Origin of the sequence: Pseudomonas siliginis, from assembly GCF_024072275.1 — a bacterium.
Classification (GTDB): Bacteria; Pseudomonadota; Gammaproteobacteria; order Pseudomonadales; family Pseudomonadaceae; genus Aquipseudomonas; species Aquipseudomonas siliginis.
This window is the reverse complement of record NZ_CP099598.1, coordinates 76,659-97,425: the sequence shown is the minus strand read 5'-3', so window position 1 is coordinate 97,425 and position 20,767 is coordinate 76,659. Positions and strand designations below refer to the sequence as shown.

The window sequence follows — 20,767 nt, the reverse complement described above, 5'->3', positions numbered from 1 at the left end:
CGTGAGCGTGAACAACCCTCTTTTGCAGTCCTACGACCTGCCGCCGTTCTCCACGATCCGTGCCGAACACGTCCTGCCCGCCATCGAAACCATCCTCGCGGACAACCGCGCCGCCATCGCCGAGATCCTCAAGACCCAGGGCAAGAACCCGACCTGGGCCGGTCTGGTGCTGGCGATGGATGAACTCAACGATCGCCTCGGTGCAGCATGGAGCCCGGTCAGCCATCTTAACGCCGTGTGCAACAGCGCCGAACTGCGTGAAGCCTACGAGTCGTGCCTGCCGGCTCTGAGCGCCTACTCCACCGAAATGGGCCAGAACCGCGAACTGTTCCAGGCGTATGAAGCGCTGGCCAACAGTCCGGAAGCTGCCAGTTTCGACGTCGCGCAAAAAACCATTCTGGAACACGCCCTGCGCGATTTCCGTCTGTCGGGTATCGATCTGCCGGAAGCCGAGCAGAAACGTTACGCCGAAGTGCAGAGCAAGCTGTCCGAGCTCGGCAGCCGCTTCTCCAACCAATTGCTCGACGCCACTCAGGCGTGGACCAAACATATTACCGATGAAGCCGCCCTCGCCGGCCTGACCGATTCGGCCAAGGCGCAAATGGCTGCCGCCGCCCAAACCAAAGGTCTGGATGGCTGGTTGATCACTCTGGAATTCCCCAGCTATTACGCGGTGATGACCTACGCGCAAGACCGCGCGCTGCGCGAAGAAGTCTACGCCGCCTACTGCACCCGTGCCTCGGATCAAGGCCCGAATGCCGGGCAGAACGACAACGGCCCGGTGATGGAAGAGATCCTCGACCTGCGCCAGGAACTGGCCCGACTGCTGGGCTTCGCCAGTTTCGCTGAACTGAGCCTGGCGACGAAAATGGCCGAATCCAGTGATCAGGTGCTGAGTTTCCTGCGTGATCTGGCCCAGCGCAGCAAGCCGTTCGCCGCGCAGGATCTGCAACAACTGCGCGCTTACGCCGCCGAACAGGGCTGCGCCGATCTGCAAAGCTGGGACAGCGGTTTCTACGGTGAAAAACTTCGCGAGCAGCGTTACAGCGTTGCTCAGGAAACCCTGCGTGCCTACTTCCCGATCGATAAAGTACTGAGCGGCCTGTTCGCCATCGTTCAGCGTTTGTACGGTATCGAGATCGCCGAGCAGAAAGGCTTCGACACTTGGCACCCGGACGTCCGCCTGTTCGAGATAAAGGAAAACGGCCAGCACGTCGGCCGCTTCTTCTTCGACCTGTATGCCCGCGCCAACAAGCGTGGCGGCGCATGGATGGACGGCGCCCGCGACCGTCGTCGCACCGTCGACGGCGTGCTGCAAAGCCCGGTGGCCAATCTGGTGTGCAACTTCACCCCGGCCGACAGCGGCAAGCCTGCGCTGCTGACCCACGATGAAGTGACCACCCTGTTCCACGAGTTCGGCCACGGCCTGCATCACCTGCTGACCCGCGTCGAACACGCTGGCGTATCCGGCATCAACGGCGTGGCCTGGGACGCGGTCGAGCTGCCGAGCCAGTTCATGGAAAACTGGTGCTGGGAGCCGGAAGGCCTCGCGCTGATCTCCGGCCACTACGAGACCGGCGAGCCACTGCCGCAGGACCTGCTGGAAAAAATGCTCGCGGCGAAGAACTTCCAGTCCGGGCTGATGATGGTGCGTCAGCTGGAGTTTTCGCTGTTCGACTTCGAACTGCACGCCACCCACGGCGATGGCCGCAGCGTGGCGCAAGTGCTGGAGGGCGTGCGTGACGAGGTGTCAGTGATGCGTCCACCGGCTTACAACCGCTTCCCCAACAGCTTTGCGCACATTTTTGCCGGTGGTTACGCGGCGGGTTACTACAGCTACAAGTGGGCCGAAGTATTGTCCGCCGACGCCTTCTCGAAATTCGAGGAAGACGGCGTGCTCAACGCCGACACCGGTCGGGCGTTCCGCGAAGCGATTCTGGCGCGCGGCGGTTCACAGGCACCGATGGTGCTGTTCGTCAACTTCCGGGGCCGTGAGCCGTCGATCGACGCGCTGCTTCGCCACAGCGGCCTGAGTGAGGACGCGGCAGCATGAGCGACGGCCCTGTGATCACCAAGAAGCGCTTTATCGCCGGGGCGGTCTGCCCGGCGTGCAGCGAGCCGGACAAACTGATGATGTGGAACGAAGACGGCGTGCCGCACCGCGAATGCGTGGCTTGCGGTTACTCCGACACCCTCAACGAGCAGGGCCTGTCGGTGCCCAAAGAGCTGGGCACGCGGGTCAATACCAGCGCGCTGAAACCTGCCGCCGACAAAAAGGTTCAGGCGGTGCAGTTCTTCCCCAACCCCAAGTTGAAGAAAAAGTCCGACGAGCAACAATGACAACGACCGCTGCCTGCCGATCATCGTCGGCAGGTGGCGGTATCTATTCACCACCTTGCCTCTGCGCTTCCTGATTAGGCTGGCCAATCCAGCCCTCTCTCACGGAAGACGCCATGCCTGACACCAACCCACTCCTGCAACATTGGCAGTTGCCGCCCTGGTCGGCGATACGCGCCGAGCACTTGCTGCCGGCGGTCGAGCGCATCGTTGCCGACAACCTGCTGATCATCGAAAACGTCATCGCCACTCAGGTCGATCATCCCAACTGGGACGACGTGGTAATTGCCATCGATGAAGCCGATGCGCGCCTGGATGAAACCATGGCGATCATCGAATTCCTCTCGATCAGTCATGCCGATGAGCCCCAGTGGTTGATGCAGGAAGCCCTGAGTACGCACGCCGCGCAGCGTTACAAGACTGCGAAGGCTGGCAATCGACAGTTGCTCCAGGTTTATCAACGATTGGCACAGAGCTCCATAGCCGCCAGCTTCAGTGATGCACGCAAAGCCTCGCTGGCGAAAATCCTGCGCCGGTTTCACTTGGCGGGAAGCGAATTGTCGAGTGCGCAGCGCAAGGATCTGGCGCGATTGAACGGCGAAATCGATCTGCTGGAAAAGCGCTTCATGAGCAACCTCAAATCGGTCAACGCGGCATGGAGCAAGGACATCGACGATGCCGCGCTATTGGCGGGACTGCCGGCCGAAATGCAGGCGCATCTGGCCGCCAATGCCGACAAGGCCGGCCTGCCCGGGTGGCGGCTGACCCTGGATCAGAACACTTACCAACAGGTCATGAGGCGGGCACAACACCGCGGACTGCGCGAGGAGTATTTCAAAGCCTGGTGCACCCGCGCTTCGGATCAGGGGCCACAGGCCGGTCGCTTCGATAACGGCCCGGTGCTGGAAAAACTGCTGGCCGCACGTCATGCCAAAGCCCGGCTCTTGGGTTTTGACAACTTTGCCCACCTGCGGCTGCACAACCGGATGGCCACCGGTACCGATCAGGTTGGTCGTTTTCTGCGCCAGCAGATCGCCCGCAACGCCGTGTCACTGGCGGGCGAGACCGATGATTTGCAGGCCTTGGCCCGCGAGCACGGGGTTGAACAGCTAGAAGCGTGGGATCACGATTTCCTCGCCGGGCAATTACGCCTGAAGCAGTCCGGCGGCACGGAGCAGGACCTGCGCGAGTTCTTCGCGCTGCAAGCCACACTGCACAGCCTCTGCCGCTTCAGCGAGCATATGTTCGGTATCAGCATCAGCGAAAATACCGTCCACGAGCGTTTCGCCGAAAATGTTCGCCTGTTCGAAATCAGCGAGCGTCAGCAACCGGTTGGTTACATCTACATCGACCCGTTCCACCGCGACGCGGGCAACGACTATGCCTGGACCGGTGTACTGCGCAATCGACGGATCACCGCCGAAGGCCGACCATTACTGCCGATTGCCTCGCTTCAATGCAATTACACGGCGGCCGCAAACGGGCAACCCTACCTGCTGGATCCGCAGGATCTGCGTGTTCTGCTGCACGAATTCGGCCATTGCCTGCATCATGTGCTGACGCGTTCGCCGCATTACAACCTGTCCGGCATTTCGCATCTGAGCCGCGACGCTGCCGAGTTTGTCGGGCAACTGTTCGAAAAATGGGCGTTATCCGGGCAATTCCTGCGCTGGCTGGGTACGCATCACCAGAGCGGTGAGCGTCTGTCCGAAGCGCAGGCCAATACCGCGTTTTCCGCCACAGGCATCCAGCGCAGCCGGGAGACGGCAATGCTGTTGCTGAACGCGCTGGTCGACTTCGAACTGCACCGCTGTCACGGTGACGGTCGCACTGTTCAGCAAGTAGTCGAGGATGTGCAAAGTGAGTTCGCGCACCTGTCCATCCCGGCCTACTGCCGCTTCGCCAACAGCTGCGATTATCTGGTTACCGGTTATGAGGCTTCGCTGTACGCCTACAAATGGTCGGGTGTGCTGGCGAGCGAGGCGTTCAAGCGCTTCGAACGTGAAGGTCTGTTCAACGAACAGACGGGCCGCGACATGCGCGAACACCTGCTCTCGGGGGACAGGCAGGCACTGCCCGCCGCACTGCAAGCCTTTCTCGGAAAACCCATCGACAGCGCACTGTTTCCTGCGCCAGCCGATTGAACTGATCAACGCTGGACGTGCGCCGAGTCGAACCAGCTCTTCATCGAACACATGGCGAATGCACTGGTGCTGCATTCGCCATTGATCAAGGCTTCATGCAACCGATCGACATCGGCCTGCATCACGTAGCGCACGCTGTCGTGGAAATGCTGACTGTCACCAAAACCGCCCTCGGTCATTTCCTTGAGCGCCTGCTCTTTACTCCAGCCCTGTACCACCACGCGGTACATCGCCGCCATCAGTCCGGTGCGGTCAGAACCGTGCTTGCAGTGCATGAGCACCGGGCCGTCGGCTTCGGCGGACTGAATCGCGCGCAAAGCCTTGAGCACATCGCTGTCGTCGACGTGGTTGGTGCGATACGGCAGCTGCACTTGCTTGATGCCCGGCGCGGAGAGCCAGTCGCTATCAGCGTCAGGCAGGAAGTTGATTACGGTGACGACATGCAGATCGTTCAACAGCGGCACCGCACTGCGGCTGGGCAAGGCGCTGCGATACAGCGTCGGTGACATGCGGAACAGGTTGAACTGCGCCTCAACCGGCTGCGCCCACTCGGCCGGGCGAGATGGCGTGGCGTCGGCCGCCCGGGCGGCAATGCCATGCAACAGTGCAACAAGCGAAAAACATAACGCGGGGAAAAAGCGCACTCGAGACATGCTGGGCTGACCGTTTCGGCAATCTTCATGGGAGGAATTGCAGCTTCGCTATCAAGCGGTCAATACGCCGTGAGCCGGCCGTCAAAGAAACGTGAATCGGCGCCTCGCCGGGCTTTTTTCCGTGCAAACGGTTTTTCTTGATGCTTAGCCTGCTACCATTTGTCACATGATGTTGCAGAGGGAACGGCTTTTACCCGACCGGACCCTGATCGTCGCAACGCAAAATTCCTCGAGCTGCTCGCAGAAGCGGCTGACTTCTATGCCTGATGAGGTGCCCCCCATGTCTGATCAAGATCGAGACAACCCGCGGCGTGAGTTCTTGCGCAAATCCCTGACCCTGATTCCGGTGGTCACGCTTGCCGGTACCGGCCTGGGCAGCAGCGTGCTGCAAGCCGCACCTGAAAGCACACCGGCGCCGGCCGCAGCAAAACCGGCCTCTGTCGCTGGTGACTATCAGCCGAGCTTTTTCACCGCTGAAGAATGGGCATTCATCAATGCCGCCGTCGCCCAGTTGATCCCCAACGACGCGCAAGGCCCCGGTGCCCTCGAAGCCGGCGTGCCGGAATACATCGACCGGCAGATGAACACCCCGTACGCCGCCGGTGCCCTGTGGTACATGCAAGGCCCGTTCAATGCCGACGCGGCACCGGAGATGGGCTGGCAGAGCAAACTGGTGCCCAAAGACATCTATCGCCTCGGCATCGCCGCCACGGATCAGTGGGTAAAAGGTTTGAGCGGTAAAACATTTGCCGAGCAAGACAGCGCTACCCGAGACGATTTGCTCAAGCAACTGGAAGCCGGCAAGCCGCAGTTCGATGCGGTGCCGGCGAAGATCTTCTTCAATCTGCTGCTGCAAAATACCAAGGAAGGTTTCTTCTGTGACCCGATCCACGGTGGCAATAAAGGCATGGTCGGCTGGACCATGATCGGTTTCCCCGGCGCCCGCGCCGATTTCATGGATTGGGTGGAACGCAACGAGCAATACCCCTTCCCGGCAGTGTCGATTCGCGGCGAGAGGGCGTAAGCATGGCAACGGTAATGAAGAAGGTTGATGCAGTCATCGTCGGTTTTGGCTGGACTGGCGCGATCATGGCCAAGGAGCTCACCGAGGCGGGTCTGAACGTGCTGGCGCTGGAGCGCGGGCCGATGCAGGACACCTACCCCGACGGCAACTATCCGCAGGTGATCGACGAACTCACCTACAGCGTGCGCAAGAAACTCTTTCAGGACATCTCCAAAGAGACGGTGACCATTCGCCACAGCGTCAACGACATCGCCCTGCCCAACCGCCAGCTGGGCGCGTTCCTGCCGGGGAATGGCGTCGGCGGCGCCGGTCTGCACTGGTCGGGCGTGCACTTTCGTGTCGACCCGATCGAGTTGCGCATGCGCAGCCACTATGAAGAACGCTACGGCAAAAGCTTCATCCCCAAAGACATGACCATTCAGGATTTCGGCGTCAGCTATGAAGAGCTGGAACCGTTTTTCGACTTCGCGGAAAAAGTCTTCGGCACCTCCGGCCAGGCCTGGACGGTGAAAGGCCAACTGGTTGGTCAGGGCAAGGGCGGTAACCCATACGCGGCGGATCGTTCCAACCCGTTCCCGCTTCAAGCGCAGAAGAACACCGTATCCGCACAGCTGTTCGGCAAAGCGGCCACAGAAGTCGGTTACAAACCCTACAACCTGCCTTCGGCTAATACTTCGGGGCCGTACACCAATCCCTACGGCGCACAGATGGGGCCATGCAACTTCTGCGGGTTCTGCAGCGGCTACGTCTGCTACATGTATTCCAAGGCCTCGCCGAACGTGAACATTCTGCCGGCGCTCAAGCCCCTGCCGAATTTCGAACTGCGGCCCAACTCCCATGTGCTGCGGGTCAACCTCGACAGCAGCAAGTCCAAAGCGACCGGCGTCACCTACATCGACGGCCAGGGCCGCGAGATCGAGCAGCCGGCGGATTTGGTGATCCTCGGCGCATTCCAGTTGCACAACGTGCGTCTGATGCTGCTGTCCGGGATCGGCAAACCGTACGACCCGATCAGCGGCGAAGGCGTGGTCGGGCGTAACTTCGCCTACCAGAACATGGCCACCATCAAGGCCTTCTTCGACAAGGACACCCACACCAACAACTTCATCGGCGCTGGCGGCAACGGCGTGGCGGTGGACGATTTCAACGCCGACAACTTCGACCACGGCCCGCACGGCTTCGTCGGCGGTTCGCCGATGTGGGTCAACCAGGCTGGCAGTCGACCGATTGCCGGCACCTCGAACCCGCCGGGCACACCGGCCTGGGGCAGCGCATGGAAACGCGCCACCGCCGATTACTACACCCACCAGGTGTCGATGGACGCCCACGGCGCGCATCAATCCTACCGTGGCAACTACCTCGATCTCGATCCGGTGTACCGCGATGCCTACGGCCTGCCGCTGCTGCGCATGACTTTCGACTGGCAGGAAAACGACATCAAGATGAACCGCTTCATGGTCGAGAAAATGGGCAAGATCGCCCAAGCCATGGGCCCGAAAGCGATCGCGGTGATCGGCAAGCAGGTCGGCGACCACTTCAACACCGCCTCGTACCAGACCACCCATCTCAACGGTGGCGCAATCATGGGCACCGATCCGAAGACCAGCGCCCTGAACCGCTATTTGCAGAGCTGGGACGTGCACAACGTATTCGTCCCGGGCGCCTCGGCGTTCCCGCAGGGCCTGGGCTACAACCCGACCGGGCTGGTGGCGGCGCTGACCTACTGGTCGGCAAAAGCGATCCGCGAGCAATACCTGAAAAACCCCGGCCCGCTGGTACAGGCTTAAGGAGCGATGACCATGAAAACTTTCGTTATCGCGACCCTGGCGCTGCTTGGCAGCGCCGCTATCCATGCGGCTGAAGTTGATCAAGCCTTGATCAAAAAAGGCGAATACCTTGCCCGCGCCGGTGACTGCGTGGCCTGCCACACGGCCAAGGGCGGCAAGCCGTTCGCCGGCGGTCTGCCAATGGAGACGCCGATCGGCACGATCTACTCGACCAACATCACCCCGGACAAGACCGGTCTGGGCGACTACAGCTTCGAAGACTTCGATCAGGCCGTGCGCCACGGTGTGGCCAAAAACGGCAGCACGTTGTACCCGGCGATGCCGTATCCGTCCTACGCGCGGGTCAACCAGGCCGACATGCAAGCGCTGTACGCCTACTTCATGCACGGCGTCGAACCGGTGGCGCAGGAGAACAAGGCCAGCGACATTCCCTGGCCGTTGAGCATGCGCTGGCCGCTGATGGGCTGGCGCTGGCTGTTCGCGCCGAAGGTCGAGGATTACCAGGCCACGTCGGCCGATCCGGTGATCGATCGTGGCGCGTACCTGGTCGAAGGCCTCGGCCACTGCGGCGCCTGTCACACCCCGCGTGCGCTGACCATGCAGGAAAAATCCCTGAGCGCGGCGGACGGCAGCGAATTCCTCGCCGGCAGTGCGCCGCTGGAAGGCTGGATCGCCAAGAGCCTGCGCGGCGATCACAAGGATGGCCTCGGCAGCTGGAGCGAAGAACAACTGGTGCAATTCCTCAAGACCGGGCGCAGTGATCGCAGCGCAGTGTTCGGCGGCATGAGCGATGTGGTCACCCACAGCATGCAGTACATGAGCGACGCCGACCTCACCGCGATTGCCCGCTATCTCAAATCACTGCCGGCCAATGACCCGGCGGATCAGCCGCATCAGTACGACGAGAAAGTGGCCAAAGCGCTGTGGAACGGCGACGACAGCCAACGCGGCGCGTCGGTGTACATCGACAACTGCGCCGCCTGCCACCGTACCGACGGCCATGGCTACACACGGGTGTTCCCGGCGCTGGCGGGCAATCCGGTGCTGCAAACCGACGATCCGACCTCGCTGATTCATATCGTGCTCAAGGGCGGGACTTTGCCGGCAACGCACACCGCGCCATCGACCTTCACAATGCCCGGTTTCGCCTGGCGCCTGTCGGATCAGGAAGTCGCGGATGTGGTGAGTTTCATCCGTGGCAGCTGGGGCAACAAGGGTGCGCCGGTGAAAGCTGCCGATGTTGCCGAGTTGCGTACGGAGGATATGAAGCAGACCTCCGGTGACGATCTTGGGCAGCTCACCTCGCATAACTGAGCGAAATGTGTCGACAGACCGCTGGCACGACATGACTTCGCATGTTGAGTCAGCGGTGTTCATCGTGTCGATTTCAGACCTCTGAACTGCACAAACGCATCCGCCAACTGCAAGTACAGTCTCTTGTCATGGTTATCGATATCGCCATCCCCGTCGCTATCGATAACCTCTTCGGAAAGCAGGTCATAGCGATCGTTTGCCTGCGATGAAGAGGCAAATAGCGCGTAGTCGTAGTCCATCATTTCGGTGGCGTTATCGCCATAATGATAAAAAACAACCTCGGGACTTCCGTCGCGTTCCATGTCTGCAATTTCAAGCAAAATTCTGATTGGCATCACATTCAATCCATTCCGGTTGGCAAGACGTTATTAGTCATGAGGCTTTAACCTAAGACGGCGCTTGCAACCACGTCTACTGTCATATCTGACAGGGTGTATGTGCACACAGTTGTGAGAACGTCGGTTACGATCAGAGAAAGCCCTGAATGCTGTTCCTCTCCGCGAACATAGCGGACATGAACAACCACAACTGACCACTCGCCCGGCGGCACTAGCCAGATGACGATCGCCCCGATACTGTGCGCATATACAGTATCGGGGCGTTTTCATGTCTATTCCATTGCCACCTCGCGGTCGCGGCACCGCGACCAACCCGCACAACCGCTTTGCGCCCAGTCGTTCGGTGGCCGAGGACGACGGCTGGTATCAGGAAGTGCCAGAGACGCAAAACACCGAAGTGATCATCGAGAAGGCCAAATCGATCATCAGCCGCAACACCTCGCCGGATCTGCCCTTCGACCGTTCGCTCAATCCCTATCGCGGCTGCGAACACGGCTGCATCTATTGCTACGCACGCCCCAGCCACGCCTATTGGGACATGTCGCCGGGCCTGGATTTCGAAACCCGGCTGATTGCCAAGACCAATGCCGCCCAGATCCTTGAAGAACAACTGAGCAAACCCGGCTATCAATGTGCGCCGATCAATCTCGGCTCCAATACCGACCCGTATCAGCCCATCGAGCGCGAATACAAAATCACCCGTCAGACCCTGGAAGTGCTGCTGCGTTACCGGCATCCGGTGACCATTGTCACCAAAGGTTCGCTGATTCTGCGCGATCTCGATTTGCTGACCGAGTTGGCGCAGCAACGGCTGGTGTCGGTGATGATCAGCCTGACCACCCTGGACGACGAACTCAAACGCATCCTTGAACCACGCGCCGCTGCGCCCAAGGCACGCTTGCGTGCGATCCGGGTGATGCACGAAGCAGGCATTCCAGTAGGCGTGCTGTGTTCGCCGATGATTCCTATGATCAATGACAGTGAGATCGAAAGCCTGCTCACCGAGGCCCACGCCGCCGGTGCGCAAAGCGCTGCCTACATGATGCTGCGCCTGCCGCTGGAAGTCGCGCCGCTGTTCGAGGAGTGGTTGCAGGCGCACTATCCGCAACGTGCCGCCCATGTGCTGAGCCTGATCCGCCAGAGTCGCGGCGGCGAACTCTACGACAGCCGTTTCGGTGCGCGCATGCGCGGTGAAGGACCGTTTGCAGACCTGCTCGCACAAAGATTTGCCAAGGCCATCAAAAAGCTTGGCCTGAACAAACGCGAGGGCTATAACCTCGACTGCTCGGCCTTCTGTCCGCCGGGTCGCCAGATGTCGTTGATTTAGCGACAATTGGCTTTGGGTTGACGGGTTGGAATCCTTCCGCCGAAACACGCCAGTCACGTTTTTTGTGACCTGGAACACACGTTCTAGAGCGTTTGATTCAGTTTCAGTTAAGTTTCGGCGGCTACCTTGTTCATCGAGTGACTGACGGGTCGGGATGACCCGGATGGTTTAAACAGCCACTGGCTTCATACCGGAATACCGGGGAAGACTCCCTGAATCCGCACAAGAGGATGAATCATGAGTGACAAGGATAAACAGTCGTTGGCTGCCTCGGCGCAAAGCCCTGAAGCACAATCCGCCGATGCAGCACTGCGACAGATCGTTGATGGCTTTTTACGCTTTCACCATGACGTTTTTCCGCAGCAGGAAGAATTGTTCAAGAAGCTCGCCACCGCTCAGGCGCCCAAGGCGATGTTCATCACTTGCGCCGACTCGCGCATCGTTCCCGAGCTGATCACCCAGAGCTCGCCGGGCGATCTGTTCGTTACCCGTAACGTCGGCAATGTGGTGCCGCCCTACGGTCAGATGAACGGCGGCGTCTCCACCGCGATCGAATACGCGGTACTGGCGCTGGGCGTGCAGCACATCATCATTTGCGGCCACTCCGATTGCGGCGCCATGCGCGCGGTACTCAACCCCGACAGCCTGGAAAAAATGCCGACGGTCAAAGCCTGGCTGCGCCACGCTGAAGTCGCAAAAACCATGGTGCACGACAACTGCAACTGCACCGACGAAAAAGACAGCATGCCGATCCTCACCGAGGAAAACGTCATCGCCCAACTGCAGCACTTGCGTACCCATCCTTCGGTAGCCTCGCGCATGGCGAACGGTCATCTGTTCATCCATGGCTGGGTCTACAACATCGAAACCAGCGAAATCAAAGCTTACGACGCGGACCAGGGTCGTTTCCTGCCTCTCGACGGCAGCCATCCGATTCCTGTGGCGACGCCCAAAGCGCGCTTCTAAATCTTCCCAACAATCTGTGTGGTATGACGCCGGCCGCTGATTCAGCGGTCCGGCCTCGCCACGCCTGAAGAAAACTTCGGGAGAATCGCCATGCGTGCGGCTCAATTGAAAGCTGTGTTGCCACGGGAGCTGCTCGCTTCCGTGGTTGTGTTTCTGGTCGCCCTGCCGCTGTGCATGGGCATCGCGATTGCCTCAGGGCTGCCGCCGGCAAAAGGTCTGATCACCGGCATCATCGGCGGCCTGGTGGTCGGTTGGCTGGCGGGGTCGCCGTTGCAGGTCAGCGGTCCGGCGGCGGGTCTGGCAGTGCTGGTTTTCGAGCTGGTGCGCCAGCATGGCGTCGAGATGCTCGGACCGATCCTGCTGCTCGCCGGTTTTCTGCAACTGGTCGCCGGGCGACTGAAGCTTGGCTGCTGGTTTCGGGTCACGGCGCCAGCGGTGGTCTACGGCATGCTCGCGGGCATTGGCGTGTTGATTGTGCTCTCGCAAATCCATGTGATGCTCGATGCCAAGCCGCAGCCTTCCGGGCTGGACAACCTCACGGCGTTCCCAGCGGCCGTGGCGCAGGCCTTGCCATCGTTCGGCTGGCAGGCGGGTCTGCTCGGTCTGTCGACGATTGCGGTGATGTGGCTGTGGGAAAAATTCCGCCCGCATTCGCTGCGCTTCATTCCCGGCGCATTGCTCGGTGTGGGTCTGGCGACGGTGGCGAGCCTGATGCTGGCGTTGCAGGTCAAACGCGTTGAGGTACCGGCGAACCTGGCCGAGGCGATCGATTGGCTCAAGCCGGCCGACCTGATGAGTCTGGCCGACCCGACACTGCTGATTGCCGCGTTCGCCGTGGCGTTTATCGCCAGTGCCGAAACCCTGTTGTCCGCCGCGGCGGTGGACCGCATGCACAGCGGCGTGCGTTCGGACTTCGACCGTGAACTGTCGGCGCAAGGTGTCGGCAACATGCTCTGCGGTCTGGTCGGCGCGCTGCCGATGACCGGGGTGATCGTGCGCAGCTCGGCCAACGTCCAGGCCGGTGCGACCACACGCTACTCGACGATTTTCCATGGCCTGTGGCTGCTGGCATTCGTGCTGTTGCTGTCGAGCGTGCTGCAAAGCATTCCGGTGGCGAGCCTGGCGGGTGTGCTGGTGTATACCGGCTTCAAGCTGGTCGACCTGAAAGCTTTCCGTGGTCTGGGTCGGTACGGGCGGATGCCGATGTTCACCTACGCCGCTACAGCGTTGGCGATCATCTTCACTGACCTGCTCACCGGTGTGCTGATCGGCTTCGGTCTGACCATGTTGAAGCTGGCATTCAAGGCTTCGCGCCTGAAGATCAGCCTGATCGACCTGCCGCAGGACGGCGAGATGGAACTGCGTCTGGTTGGTGCAGCGACGTTCCTCAAAGTGCCGGCGCTGACCCAGGTGCTGGGCAGCATTCCTCACGGCACCACAGTGCATGTGCCGCTCAACAACCTGAGCTACATCGACCATTCGTGTCTCGAGTTGCTTGAGGAGTGGGGCCGGGCGAATGCGGCGAAGGGGTCGAAGCTGTTGATCGAATCGCGCGGGTTGAAGCGACGGCTGGAAGGCCGGGTGCGGACCAATACCGGGATTGGTGCGGCGGGTTAGAAGTCGACCTCAAACGCAAACCCTGTGGGAGCGAGCCTGCTCGCGAAAACGGAACATCAGCCAACAGAGATGTTGAATGATCGACCGCATTCGCGAGCAGGCTCGCTCCCACACTGGATTTATGACCCAAGAAAATCAGGCAGCAGGCTGATCGAGCTCAAGCCCCACACCCAACCGGCGGCTCATGCACGGCCAGCGTTTCCACGCCGCGCCAGTGTCCGGGCTGCTGAGTTTCTCGCGATAGGCTTCTACCGACTCCAAAGCAAAACTCTCTTCGTTGAGCATCTCGTCGATCGCGTGATGCACCGCTTCGTCCAGTTGGTTGGCGAATTCCTCACCGATCAATTGGTGAGCAATCAGGTTGGCGACCGTCATGTCCAAGGGGATCAATGGCTGGCCGAAATGCTTGATGTACAGGTCGTTGACCTCTTCGACAAAACGGTGTGCCAGATAGGCCTCGTCGAGCAGGCTGTCCAGGCCGACATGTCCGGCCATGATCGCTGGCGGCTGGAGGAAATACTGCTCGGCGATCTTCAGCACCGGTTTGATCTGCGATTCGATTCCCGCTTCCCTGGCGACTTCATTGGCTGCATCCAGCAGGTCTGGTACTTCATCGATGTAGGCGGCGACAAAACGTGTCAGAACGCCCTGGGCGTCGGCTTCCGGCAACTGGATCGCCGGGTGCAGGTGAGGCAGCTTGCTTTCCAGCTGACGGGTCAGCAGGCCGGTGTCTTTTTCGTGCTGTTGGGCTTGTTGGATCTGCTCGCGCAATGCGGCGGTGTTCATGAAAACTCCAGGAAACAAGGCAATGAAATAGGGAAGACATAACTTAGCTGGCTTACGAAAAACGCTAAGACGCATTTGTCATAATTATTTCATCCTTGATGCAGCTGCGTTATATCCATTCGCCACCACTCGTCTGCATCCTTCTCCATTCGGGCACTTGAACGCAAGCGCCGGGTGTTTCAGCTCATTTACGTGCCCGGGTTGCAAATCCCGGGCGCTGTCTATACTCGCCAATGAATGGAGTTAGCTGATGACGCCCGACTGCACCCGCAGCAAGGCCCGGCGATTCAAGTTCGTAGTCTGATGCAGCCGCTCCCTTGCCGCAGGCGATACGCCGGCGGGATAACAAGAACGATAAGGGGAACCCGCAATGATGCGACATCCACATGTCTGGATGGGCCTCCTGTTGTGGTCGATTTTCAGCCCGGCCAACGCGGCATGGACTGTGAATATGGCGCCTGGAGCGACTGAAATCAGTCACGCAGTATTCGACCTGCACATGACCATTTTCTGGATCTGTGTGGTGATCGGGATCATCGTCTTCGGCGCCATGTTCTGGTCGATGATGGTGCACCGCCGCTCTACCGGCCAGGTCGCGGCCAAATTCCACGAAAGCACCGGCGTCGAGATCATGTGGACCATCGTGCCGCTGCTGATTCTGGTGGCCATGGCCGTCCCGGCCACTGCGACGCTGATCAAGATGTACGACACCAGCGAGCCGGACATCGATATCCAGATCACCGGTTATCAGTGGAAGTGGCACTACAAATACCTGGGCCAGGACGTCGAGTTCTTCAGTAACCTGGCCACCCCCGCCGAACAAATTCACAACAAAGAAGCCAAGGGCGAGCATTACTTGCTCGAAGTCGACAAGCCGCTGGTGCTGCCGATCGGCGCCAAGGTGCGCTTTCTGGTGACCTCGGCCGACGTCATTCACTCCTGGTGGGTGCCGGCGTTTGCGGTCAAGCGCGATGCGATTCCCGGGTTCGTCAACGAGGCCTGGACGCGTATCGACAAACCCGGCCTCTACCGTGGCCAGTGCGCCGAATTGTGCGGCAAGGACCACGGCTTCATGCCGATCGTGGTCGAGGTCAAGGAACAGGCCGACTACGAAAAATGGCTCGCCGAGCGCAAGGCCGAGGCCGCGCAGCTCAAAGAACTGACCAGCAAGGAATGGACCCTCGACGAGCTCAAGGAGCGCGGCGACAAGGTTTACCACACCACCTGCGTTGCCTGTCACCAGGCCGAAGGCCAGGGCCTGCCGCCGATGTTCCCGGCACTCAAGGGCTCGAAAATCGCCACCGGGCCGATCAAGGATCACCTGAGCATCGTCTACCACGGCAAACCGGGCACCGCCATGGCGGCGTTCGGCAAACAGCTGTCGGAAGTCGATATCGCAGCGGTCGTGACTTACGAACGTAATGCCTGGGGCAACAACAAGGGCGACATGGTCACGCCAAAAGAAGTGCTGGAGCTGAAACAGGCGGAAAGCAAATGAGCCGGTCAATTGCGTATTCAGTGAACCGGTCGGGGCAGCGCGCCCCGGCCCGCCCCGTCCAACTTCGTAAAGGAGACCGGCCATGAGCGCTGTCATCGATGACCACGGTCACGCCGACCACGCCCACGGCCCCGCCAAAGGCCTGATGCGCTGGGTGCTGACCACCAACCACAAGGACATCGGCACGCTGTACCTGTGGTTTGCCTTCTGCATGTTCCTGCTGGGCGGCTCGTTCGCCATGGTCATTCGCGCCGAGCTGTTCCAGCCCGGCCTGCAGATCGTCCAGCCGGAATTCTTCAACCAGATGACCACCATGCACGGTCTGGTCATGGTGTTCGGTGCGGTGATGCCGGCATTCGTCGGTCTCGCCAACTGGATGATTCCGCTGATGGTCGGCGCGCCCGACATGGCCCTGCCACGGATGAACAACTTCAGTTTCTGGCTGTTGCCGGCAGCGTTTCTGCTGCTGGTCTCGACCCTGTTCACCCCCGGTGGCGGGCCGAATTTCGGCTGGACGTTCTACGCGCCGCTGTCGACGACTTATGCACCGGAAAGCGTGACGTTCTTCATCTTCGCCATCCACTTGATGGGCATCAGTTCGATCATGGGCGCGATCAACGTAGTCGCGACCATCCTCAACCTGCGCGCCCCCGGCATGACCCTGATGAAAATGCCGCTGTTCGTCTGGACCTGGCTGATCACTGCGTTTCTGCTGATCGCAGTGATGCCGGTGCTCGCTGGCTGCGTGACGATGATGCTCATGGACATCCACTTCGGCACCAGTTTCTTCAGTGCTGCCGGCGGCGGTGATCCAGTGCTGTTCCAGCATGTGTTCTGGTTCTTCGGCCACCCCGAGGTGTACATCATGATCCTGCCGGCGTTCGGCGCGGTCAGCCAGATCATCCCGACCTTCGCGCGCAAGCCGCTGTTCGGCTACACCTCGATGGTCTATGCCACGGCGAGTATCGCGTTCCTGTCGTTCATTGTCTGGGCGCACCACATGTTCGTGGTCGGCATCCCGCTGGTGGGCGAGTTGTTCTTCATGTACGCGACCATGCTGATCGCCGTGCCGACGGGTGTGAAAGTGTTCAACTGGGCAAGCACCATGTGGCAAGGCTCGATGACCTTCGAGACGCCGATGCTGTTTGCCGTGGCGTTCGTCATTCTGTTCTCGATCGGTGGTTTTTCCGGGCTGATGCTGGCGATCGCCCCGGCGGATTTCCAGTACCAGGACACCTACTTCGTTGTCGCGCACTTCCACTATGTGCTGGTGCCCGGGGCGATATTCGGCATCTTCGCCTCGGCCTATTACTGGCTGCCGAAGTGGACCGGGCACATGTACGACGAAACCCTCGGCAAGCTGCATTTCTGGCTGTCGTTCGTGGGCATGAACCTGACCTTTTTCCCGATGCACTTCGTCGGCCTTGCGGGGATGCCGCGACGGATTCCGGATTACAACTTGCAGTTCGCCGATTTCAACATGGTCTCGTCGATCGGCGCGTTCATGTTCGGCGCCACGCAGATCTTCTTCCTGTTCATCGTCATCAAGACCATCCGTGGCGGCGCACCGGCCCCGGCGAAACCGTGGGACGGCGCCGAAGGGCTGGAGTGGAGCGTGCCGTCGCCGGCGCCGTATCACACCTTCACCACGCCGCCGGAAGTGAAATGAACACCTCCTGTTTTTTGCAATGTGTACAGAGGCACAGATCCCAAGTGGATGCTCACAGATCTTCTGTGGATGTACACAGATCCCCCGTGGCGAGGGGATTTATTCCCGTTGGGCTGCGCAGCAGCCCCAAAATCTGCAATCGAAATTTATCAGGTAGACCGTGTGCGCTGGATTCAGGGCCGCTTCGCAGCCCAACGGGGATAAATCCCCTCACCACAGCATCACCGGCCACCAGGGAACACGAGGGAGGCATGAACCATGGCTGACTCGATCTCGCTGAAGAAGCTCGTCATCCGCCTGTTGCTGGTGGTGGTGGCGATGTTCGTCTTCGGTTTCGCCTTGGTGCCGATCTACGACGTGATGTGCAAAGCCTTCGGCATCAACGGCAAGACCGGCGGCCAGTATGCGGGCGAGCAAGTAGTGGACACGTCGCGCCAGGTGCGCGTGCAGTTTCTCTCGACCAACACCGCCGACATGCCGTGGGACTTTTACCCGAAACACTACGAGCTGACCGCCAATCCCGGCGCGGTGAACGAGATGGTCTTCATCGCACGCAATCCCACCGACAAACCGATGAGTGCGCAAGCGGTGCCGAGTATTGCGCCGAGCAACGCCGCGGCGTTTTTCCACAAGACCGAATGCTTTTGCTTTACCCAGCAGGTGCTGCAACCCGGTGAACAGATCGAGATGCCGGTGCGTTTCATCGTTGACCGCGACATGCCCAAGGAAGTGAAGCACCTGACGCTGTCCTACACGCTGTTCGATATCACCGCCCGACATCCGCCGGTGGCTGTTAACACTGGCGGTTGAGCGTGGCCGATAAGGAGAACAATAAATGGCAACTCATGAGCATTATTACGTCCCGGCCCAGAGCAAATGGCCGATCATCGCCACGCTCGGGATGTTCGTCACCGTGTACGGCCTCGCCACCTGGTTCAACGATCTCAAGGCCGCACGCCCGGATTCCCACGGCCCGCTGATCTTTTTCGTCGGTGGCCTGCTGCTGGCGTACATGCTGTTCGGCTGGTTCGGTGCGGTGATCAAGGAAAGTCGCGCGGGGCTGTACAGCCCGCAGCTGGACCGCTCGTTCCGCTGGGGCATGAGCTGGTTCATCTTTTCCGAGGTGATGTTCTTCGTCGCCTTCTTCGGCGCGCTGTTCTATGTGCGCCATGTGTCCGGGCCGGCGCTGGGCGGTGAGGGGCCGAAAGGCATCGCGCACATGCTCTGGCCGAACTTCGAATTTGTCTGGCCGCTGCTGCACACACCTGATCCGAAACTGTTCCCGCCGCCAAAAGAAGTCATCAGCCCGTGGGGCCTGCCGCTGATCAACACCATTCTGCTGGTCAGCTCCAGCGTGACCATCACCATCGCCCACCATGCGCTGAAGAAAGGCCATCGCGGTGCACTGAAACTGTGGCTGGCGATCACCGTACTGCTGGGCATCGCGTTCCTCGGTTTCCAGGCCGAGGAATACATCCACGCCTATAAAGAGCTGGGGTTGACCCTCGGCTCGGGCATCTACGGCGCGACGTTCTTCATGCTCACCGGATTCCACGGCGCCCACGTGACCATCGGCACGATCATCCTGTTCGTGATGCTGATGCGCATCATGAAAGGCCACTTCGACAACGAGCACCAGTTCGGTTTCGAGGCGGCGAGCTGGTACTGGCACTTCGTCGATGTGGTGTGGATCGGTTTGTTCTTCTTCGTTTACGTCCTCTGACTGCTGGCGCTACCAGGGCGCATGGGACACCAACTGGCCGCTATAGAAACCCCAGGCCATCAGGCCGACGGTGACCACGGCCAGTGCCACCCGAACACTCAGGGCGATGACCAGGCGATTGGAGCTGCTGTCGTCCTTGACCAGGAAAAACAGGCCGCTGAACAGGCTGACGACCGTGGCAATCAGCATCAGGACGATCGCTGCTTTGAACATGGCAAGACTCCGGGGGACAGGCGATGCAATTGAGTATAGCGATCGCGATGACTGACTTTATGGCGCGCCCATGAAGCGCTTTCGCCCGGGCGTGATTCCCACTGTCGTGGTGGCGCTGTTGCTGCCGCTGATGGTTGCGCTGGGCTTCTGGCAACTGGGCCGGGGCGCGGAGAAAACCGCGCTGCTGGCCAGTTATGCCGAACGTCGCGTGGCCGAACCGCTGGCCAGCAGTGAACTGCTCGCCAGCGCCGACCCGGCTTACCGCCGCGTGCGCCTGCACGGCCAGTTCGACCCCGCCCATACCCTGTTGCTCGACAACCGCCAGCGTGGCGGCAAGGTCGGCGTTGAACTGCTGCAACCGTTTCAGGATCAACGCAGCGGTCTCTGGCTGCTGGTCAATCGCGGCTGGCTGCCTTGGCCCGACCGGCGTGTGCCGCCGCAATTCACGACACCCGCCGAGGCGCTGACGCTCGACGCCTGGGTCTATGTCGCCCCCGGCGCAACGTTCCAGTTGCACGCCGATCCGGTCAGCAGTGTCTGGCCGCAGACCATCACCGCCGTCGAGCCGGGCAAATTGTGGCAAACCCTGGAGCGCGACGGCTTCGCCTACGAATTACGGGCCGAACCCGGCCCGGTCAGCTATCAGACCGATTGGCCGGTAGTCGCGATGGGTCCGGAAAAACACCTCGGCTACGCCGTGCAATGGTTCGCCATGGCCACGGCCCTGCTCGGTCTTTACCTCTATTTGGGCTGGCACAACGCAAAGGAGAAACGCCATGGGAAGCGCCATGAATCCACCCAGCATGTCTGAGGCCAAACCCGTTCTCAGCCGCCGGCGCGGGCGCATTCAGTTGTTGCTGATCGTGCTTGGCGTGGTCGGGCCGATGCTGCTCGCCACCGGCATGTACAAATTGCAGTTCTGGGTGCCGGAAGGACGCAGCTATCACGGCGAGCTGATCGGCAACGGCCAGACCCGCGCCGACCTCGGCGTGCAGGCCGACGAGCAGCGCTGGCAGATTCTGGTCACGGCGCCGAAGGATTGCGCCGTCGATTGCCAGCAACTGGTTTATCTGGCGCGGCAGATCCAGATCAGCCTCGGCCGCGAAGCCGGCCGCGCCAGCCACGCCCTCGCCGCCGCGCAACCACTGAGCGCCGATTACGCCGCCAAGCTCGACCGTGAATATCCGCAGCTGCAGCGCTATCCGCTGGATGCCGGGGTGTTCAACAAGACCACCGGCGACAAAGCCGTGCCGCAGCTGTGGATCGTCGACCCACACGGCAATCTGGTGCTGCGTTACGAGCCGAATGTGAAGGGCAAGGATCTGCTTAACGACCTGCGGCATCTGCTGAAACTGTCGAACATCGGATGAG

19 protein-coding genes are annotated in these 20,767 nt (G+C 60.5%); 15 read left to right on the top strand and 4 right to left on the bottom strand.

Going from position 1 to position 20,767, the window contains the following annotated elements; translation table 11 throughout:
* Window position 1: 1 nt before the first annotated feature.
* The 3 genes from prlC (at window position 2) to NF676_RS01015 (ending at window position 4,481) form a co-directional block, all read left to right on the top strand.
* On the top strand, window positions 2-2,053 hold the full coding sequence (gene prlC / locus NF676_RS01025; protein ID WP_252887082.1) for an oligopeptidase A: 2,052 nt from the start codon (window positions 2-4) through the stop codon (window positions 2,051-2,053).
* Window positions 2,050-2,340: a YheV family putative zinc ribbon protein gene (locus NF676_RS01020; protein WP_056791282.1), complete on the top strand. Its 291-nt coding sequence runs from the start codon at window positions 2,050-2,052 to the stop codon at window positions 2,338-2,340. The genes prlC and NF676_RS01020 overlap by 4 nt, the downstream gene beginning before the upstream one ends.
* 113 nt (window positions 2,341-2,453) lie before the next feature.
* Window positions 2,454-4,481 carry a M3 family metallopeptidase gene (locus NF676_RS01015; RefSeq protein WP_252887081.1) on the top strand — a complete coding sequence of 676 codons (2,028 nt, stop codon included), beginning with the start codon at window positions 2,454-2,456 and terminating at the stop codon, window positions 4,479-4,481.
* 5 nt (window positions 4,482-4,486) lie between these two features.
* Here the strand turns inward: NF676_RS01015 and NF676_RS01010 are convergent, their stop codons facing one another.
* Window positions 4,487-5,134 carry a phosphatase domain-containing protein gene (locus NF676_RS01010; protein WP_024015019.1) on the bottom strand — a complete coding sequence of 216 codons (648 nt, stop codon included), beginning with the start codon at window positions 5,132-5,134 and terminating at the stop codon, window positions 4,487-4,489.
* A gap of 280 nt (window positions 5,135-5,414) precedes the next feature.
* Here NF676_RS01010 and NF676_RS01005 point away from each other — a divergent pair, with 280 nt between their 5' ends.
* From NF676_RS01005 to NF676_RS00995, 3 genes are read left to right on the top strand one after another with little or no spacing between them, the layout of a single operon-like run.
* On the top strand, window positions 5,415-6,158 hold the full coding sequence (locus NF676_RS01005) for a gluconate 2-dehydrogenase subunit 3 family protein (RefSeq protein ID WP_056791272.1): 744 nt from the start codon (window positions 5,415-5,417) through the stop codon (window positions 6,156-6,158).
* A 2-nt stretch (window positions 6,159-6,160) separates the two neighbouring features.
* The gene (locus NF676_RS01000) at window positions 6,161-7,945 is read left to right on the top strand and encodes a GMC family oxidoreductase (RefSeq protein WP_110599617.1); all 1,785 of its coding nucleotides are present in this window, start codon (window positions 6,161-6,163) and stop codon (window positions 7,943-7,945) included.
* 12 nt (window positions 7,946-7,957) lie between these two features.
* Window positions 7,958-9,259, top strand: coding sequence for a c-type cytochrome (locus tag NF676_RS00995; RefSeq protein ID WP_252877196.1), 1,302 nt, complete (start codon window positions 7,958-7,960; stop codon window positions 9,257-9,259).
* A gap of 59 nt (window positions 9,260-9,318) precedes the next feature.
* Here the strand turns inward: NF676_RS00995 and NF676_RS00990 are convergent, their stop codons facing one another.
* Entirely contained in the window at window positions 9,319-9,594 is a 276-nt protein-coding gene (locus NF676_RS00990; protein ID WP_095182282.1) for a hypothetical protein, read from the bottom strand.
* A gap of 271 nt (window positions 9,595-9,865) precedes the next feature.
* Here NF676_RS00990 and NF676_RS00985 point away from each other — a divergent pair, with 271 nt between their 5' ends.
* From NF676_RS00985 to NF676_RS00975, 3 genes are all read left to right on the top strand, one after another.
* On the top strand, window positions 9,866-10,924 hold the full coding sequence (locus NF676_RS00985) for a PA0069 family radical SAM protein (RefSeq protein WP_252877195.1): 1,059 nt from the start codon (window positions 9,866-9,868) through the stop codon (window positions 10,922-10,924).
* 237 nt (window positions 10,925-11,161) lie between these two features.
* Window positions 11,162-11,890, top strand: a complete 729-nt coding sequence (locus NF676_RS00980; protein ID WP_016772323.1) for a carbonic anhydrase — start codon at window positions 11,162-11,164, stop codon at window positions 11,888-11,890.
* A gap of 90 nt (window positions 11,891-11,980) precedes the next feature.
* Window positions 11,981-13,507 carry a SulP family inorganic anion transporter gene (locus NF676_RS00975; protein ID WP_071173969.1) on the top strand — a complete coding sequence of 509 codons (1,527 nt, stop codon included), beginning with the start codon at window positions 11,981-11,983 and terminating at the stop codon, window positions 13,505-13,507.
* Between the two features lie 135 nt (window positions 13,508-13,642).
* Here the strand turns inward: NF676_RS00975 and NF676_RS00970 are convergent, their stop codons facing one another.
* Window positions 13,643-14,293 (bottom strand): hypothetical protein, encoded by a 651-nt coding sequence (locus tag NF676_RS00970; RefSeq protein ID WP_041476468.1) that lies wholly within the window; start codon window positions 14,291-14,293, stop codon window positions 13,643-13,645.
* A 370-nt stretch (window positions 14,294-14,663) separates the two neighbouring features.
* Here NF676_RS00970 and coxB point away from each other — a divergent pair, with 370 nt between their 5' ends.
* The 4 genes from coxB to NF676_RS00950 all read left to right on the top strand — a co-directional run bounded on the left by coxB (window position 14,664) and on the right by NF676_RS00950 (window position 19,183).
* Window positions 14,664-15,791 (top strand): cytochrome c oxidase subunit II, encoded by a 1,128-nt coding sequence (gene coxB / locus NF676_RS00965; RefSeq protein ID WP_016772326.1) that lies wholly within the window; start codon window positions 14,664-14,666, stop codon window positions 15,789-15,791.
* 82 nt (window positions 15,792-15,873) lie between these two features.
* Window positions 15,874-17,460, top strand: coding sequence for a cytochrome c oxidase subunit I (gene ctaD, locus NF676_RS00960; protein WP_016772327.1), 1,587 nt, complete (start codon window positions 15,874-15,876; stop codon window positions 17,458-17,460).
* Window positions 17,461-17,718: 258 nt separating this feature from the next.
* On the top strand, window positions 17,719-18,270 hold the full coding sequence (locus NF676_RS00955) for a cytochrome c oxidase assembly protein (protein WP_252887080.1): 552 nt from the start codon (window positions 17,719-17,721) through the stop codon (window positions 18,268-18,270).
* Window positions 18,271-18,295: 25 nt separating this feature from the next.
* The gene (locus tag NF676_RS00950; RefSeq protein WP_095182286.1) at window positions 18,296-19,183 is read left to right on the top strand and encodes a cytochrome c oxidase subunit 3; all 888 of its coding nucleotides are present in this window, start codon (window positions 18,296-18,298) and stop codon (window positions 19,181-19,183) included.
* A gap of 9 nt (window positions 19,184-19,192) precedes the next feature.
* Here the strand turns inward: NF676_RS00950 and NF676_RS00945 are convergent, their stop codons facing one another.
* Entirely contained in the window at window positions 19,193-19,396 is a 204-nt protein-coding gene (locus tag NF676_RS00945; RefSeq protein WP_016772330.1) for a twin transmembrane helix small protein, read from the bottom strand.
* Between the two features lie 70 nt (window positions 19,397-19,466).
* Here NF676_RS00945 and NF676_RS00940 point away from each other — a divergent pair, with 70 nt between their 5' ends.
* Both NF676_RS00940 and NF676_RS00935 read left to right on the top strand, forming a co-directional pair.
* Window positions 19,467-20,207 (top strand): SURF1 family protein, encoded by a 741-nt coding sequence (locus NF676_RS00940; RefSeq protein WP_252877193.1) that lies wholly within the window; start codon window positions 19,467-19,469, stop codon window positions 20,205-20,207.
* Window positions 20,173-20,766: a PA_0111/PP_0108 family redox-active disulfide protein gene (locus NF676_RS00935; protein ID WP_252887079.1), complete on the top strand. Its 594-nt coding sequence runs from the start codon at window positions 20,173-20,175 to the stop codon at window positions 20,764-20,766. Before NF676_RS00940 ends, NF676_RS00935 begins: the two co-directional genes overlap by 35 nt.
* The last annotated feature ends 1 nt before the right edge of the window (window position 20,767 follow it).

Coding starts and splice junctions, on each gene's coding strand:
- NF676_RS01000 (WP_110599617.1), top strand. CDS start 6,161: ATGGCAACGGTAATGAAGAAGGTTGATGCAGTCATCGTCGGTTTTGGC.
- NF676_RS00935 (WP_252887079.1), top strand. CDS start 20,173: ATGGGAAGCGCCATGAATCCACCCAGCATGTCTGAGGCCAAACCCGTT.
- NF676_RS00980 (WP_016772323.1), top strand. CDS start 11,162: ATGAGTGACAAGGATAAACAGTCGTTGGCTGCCTCGGCGCAAAGCCCT.
- NF676_RS00975 (WP_071173969.1), top strand. CDS start 11,981: ATGCGTGCGGCTCAATTGAAAGCTGTGTTGCCACGGGAGCTGCTCGCT.
- NF676_RS00995 (WP_252877196.1), top strand. CDS start 7,958: ATGAAAACTTTCGTTATCGCGACCCTGGCGCTGCTTGGCAGCGCCGCT.
- coxB (WP_016772326.1), top strand. CDS start 14,664: ATGATGCGACATCCACATGTCTGGATGGGCCTCCTGTTGTGGTCGATT.
- NF676_RS01015 (WP_252887081.1), top strand. CDS start 2,454: ATGCCTGACACCAACCCACTCCTGCAACATTGGCAGTTGCCGCCCTGG.
- NF676_RS00990 (WP_095182282.1), bottom strand. CDS start 9,594: ATGCCAATCAGAATTTTGCTTGAAATTGCAGACATGGAACGCGACGGA.
- ctaD (WP_016772327.1), top strand. CDS start 15,874: ATGAGCGCTGTCATCGATGACCACGGTCACGCCGACCACGCCCACGGC.
- NF676_RS00945 (WP_016772330.1), bottom strand. CDS start 19,396: ATGTTCAAAGCAGCGATCGTCCTGATGCTGATTGCCACGGTCGTCAGC.
- NF676_RS00950 (WP_095182286.1), top strand. CDS start 18,296: ATGGCAACTCATGAGCATTATTACGTCCCGGCCCAGAGCAAATGGCCG.
- NF676_RS01020 (WP_056791282.1), top strand. CDS start 2,050: ATGAGCGACGGCCCTGTGATCACCAAGAAGCGCTTTATCGCCGGGGCG.
- NF676_RS00955 (WP_252887080.1), top strand. CDS start 17,719: ATGGCTGACTCGATCTCGCTGAAGAAGCTCGTCATCCGCCTGTTGCTG.
- NF676_RS00985 (WP_252877195.1), top strand. CDS start 9,866: ATGTCTATTCCATTGCCACCTCGCGGTCGCGGCACCGCGACCAACCCG.
- NF676_RS00970 (WP_041476468.1), bottom strand. CDS start 14,293: ATGAACACCGCCGCATTGCGCGAGCAGATCCAACAAGCCCAACAGCAC.
- NF676_RS01005 (WP_056791272.1), top strand. CDS start 5,415: ATGTCTGATCAAGATCGAGACAACCCGCGGCGTGAGTTCTTGCGCAAA.
- NF676_RS00940 (WP_252877193.1), top strand. CDS start 19,467: ATGAAGCGCTTTCGCCCGGGCGTGATTCCCACTGTCGTGGTGGCGCTG.
- NF676_RS01010 (WP_024015019.1), bottom strand. CDS start 5,134: ATGTCTCGAGTGCGCTTTTTCCCCGCGTTATGTTTTTCGCTTGTTGCA.